The organism is Leptolyngbya cf. ectocarpi LEGE 11479 (assembly GCF_015207065.1).
Classification (GTDB): Bacteria; Cyanobacteriota; Cyanobacteriia; order Phormidesmidales; family Phormidesmidaceae; genus Leptothoe; species Leptothoe ectocarpi.
The window spans coordinates 1-1,756 of record NZ_JADEXP010000602.1; the positions used below are offsets into that span (position 1 = coordinate 1).

The window sequence follows — 1,756 nt, forward strand, 5'->3', positions numbered from 1 at the left end:
CAGCATACGATCAAGGCTTATTAAATAGCAATTACTTTGCTACAGATGTACGCAACGATGGTATGTCCGTCATATGTCTTACTCAAAATGTAGATAGTGGTTGCAGCAACTCAAATACTGTCGTGACTTTACCTCCAGGTGTTGATAAAGTCAGTGCTCTGAATAGGCTATTGGATTTATCTCGCCAAGTTAATGGACGCCCCTTAGAGTTGACTGATGATTTGATTGTTTACAGGGGCGGAGAAGTATACGTCAACTTTGGAATTTTAGTTGAACGGACCCAAGATTTGTAAAAAAATAAAAGATTGAAAGTGCCAGTGTCTGACTAGCTATATTTTGGTCAGAAATTATCATTAAACTTATTGTCCGATAGCTCAAAATAGCAGTTGTCTATAGTTTTACGATATACTTCGCACGTGGAACCATTAGCTATCAAAGGGTTTTAGGGAACAGGGTGTATTACGTTTTCAGAAAGTTAGATTTAGATTTAACGCGAAATATTTAAGCAATCTGTATGAAGTGGTTTAGGAAAGGATTTGGTGTTACTTGTATCGGCTTAGCTGGTTCAATAGCTATTATTTGCCAATCGGCAGTTTTATCTCAAGAAGTCAGTCCTATCGCTAAAGCTTTTACAGTACGGGTTGATGCGCCCGGTGACGGCGATGGCTCTGGTGTACTAGTTGCTCAGAATGGCAATACCTACTATGTACTCACAGCATGGCATGTCGTGAGTACACCAGATATTTACACCGTTTACACGCCTGATTCTAGGGCATACGGGGTAGATTTTAGTAATGTGGAACGCATAGCTGACTACGACCTAGCTGTCCTGAAATTCAACAGCGTTTATGATTACGAACTGGCTAGTATCAGCCGGGAAAGCCCAGTCCCAAATCAGCCTGTTTCGGTTTCTGGCTGGCTGAATCCACTAATTGAAATAACCAGTACCACCTATCAGTTTATATCTGGAACTCTGACTGGATATGCCGATCCCCCAGAAGCGGGGGGATATTCTCTCGTTTTTTCAACTCCTGGAGCTTTTCAGGGAATGAGTGGTGGACCAGTTTTGGATGAAGACAATAAAGTTATAGGAACTATCGGTCAGGGTGTCAGAAATATTCAAGGGGGAGTAGGTTTGTATTTAGGGATACCAATCTCAGCTTTTCTAAGTTCTCGCTACTCTGAGTACCTTCAGGGAAGTCAATATGTCAAACCGGGAGATTTATGTCTGGATGCTTTTTGCCCGCCAGTTAATGACCCACCCGACATTTCATCTCCCACCAACATCTATACTCCAGATCAAGGAGAAGCACCAAGAATTTCTCGATGAGTCTTGTTGCAAGTAATTTATCAGTCAAGCGAGTCATGCGTTATGTTACAAAATTTACTATCTGTCGCACTAGTTATTGTCAGTCCAATCTTCTCAGAAAGTATCTTTTCAGAAGAAACAGGAAAATTCGAAGATAGAAATGAGGCGATTACAGATGCGACAGAGCTAATAGCTCAAGAAATACCTGCTGTTCAAGAAGGTGGATTTGTCTTTGAATTTTTGGGTTGTGAAACTACACCAAACACTGATGTACCTTTGACATGCAATTTTATGGTAGAAAATACTCGTGACTCAGAGCGAACATTGCGATTGTACGGTTCTAGCAGCAACCGTAGCAACTACTTTTCAAGAGTTATTGATGCTGGCGGAAATGAAATCTTTGCATCGTCTGCTAGGCTAGGAAACTCTTCACGCACTGGATACGCA

The 1,756-nt window shown here is 41.4% G+C and carries 3 protein-coding genes; all 3 read left to right on the forward strand.

All coding sequences use genetic code 11. The features are described from left to right. The coding region (locus tag IQ260_RS30345; RefSeq protein ID WP_228016571.1) for a COP23 domain-containing protein at positions 1-293 on the forward strand (293 nt) is incomplete at its 5' end. A gap of 221 nt (positions 294-514) precedes the next feature. After that, positions 515-1,330: a S1 family peptidase gene (locus IQ260_RS30350; protein ID WP_193996763.1), complete on the forward strand. Its 816-nt coding sequence runs from the start codon at positions 515-517 to the stop codon at positions 1,328-1,330. Between the two features lie 42 nt (positions 1,331-1,372). Further along, positions 1,373-1,756: hypothetical protein (locus IQ260_RS30355; RefSeq protein ID WP_193996764.1), on the forward strand; the 384-nt coding region annotated here is incomplete at its 3' end.

Bases quoted from the DNA above. Each gene is read 5' to 3' on its own strand.
- IQ260_RS30350 (WP_193996763.1), top strand. From the start codon at position 515: ATGAAGTGGTTTAGGAAAGGATTTGGTGTTACTTGTATCGGCTTAGCT.